This window comes from uncultured Cellulomonas sp. (assembly GCF_947494015.1).
Classification (GTDB): Bacteria; Actinomycetota; Actinomycetes; order Actinomycetales; family Cellulomonadaceae; genus Pengzhenrongella.
On sequence record NZ_CANLTL010000039.1, the window covers coordinates 1 to 511 of the forward strand.

1 protein-coding gene is annotated in these 511 nt (G+C 67.5%); it reads left to right on the top strand.

The genetic code is table 11. From position 1 onward, the window contains the following. A partial coding sequence (locus Q0840_RS18980; RefSeq protein WP_298462741.1) for an endo-1,4-beta-xylanase occupies positions 1-511 on the top strand: 511 nt, incomplete at both ends.

The window sequence follows — 511 nt, forward strand, 5'->3', positions numbered from 1 at the left end:
TCACCGTCAAGGGCCACCCGCTGGTCTGGCACACCGTGACCGCGGACTGGCTGCGCGACCTGCCCGTCGACCAGATCGAGGCCGCCCAACGCGCCCGCATCCGCCGCGAGGTCACCGACTTCGCCGGCGTCGTGGACATCTGGGACGCCATCAACGAGGTCGTCATCATGCCCGTCTTCACCAACGAAGAGCACATGAACGCCATCACCAAGCTCGCCCTGGACAAGGGCCGCATCGCGATGATCCGCATGGCCTTCGACGAGGCCCGCGCCGCCAACCCCGACGCCACCCTGCTGCTCAACGACTTCGACATGTCCTCCGCCTACGAGTGCCTCATCGAAGGCGTCCTCGAGGCCGGCATCCCCATCGACGCCCTCGGCCTGCAGAGCCACATGCACCAGGGCTACTGGGGCGAGGAACGCACCCTACGCACCCTGGAGCGGTTCTCCCGGTACGGCCTGCCCATCCACTTCACCGAGTCCACCCTGCTGTCCGGGCACCTCATGCCACC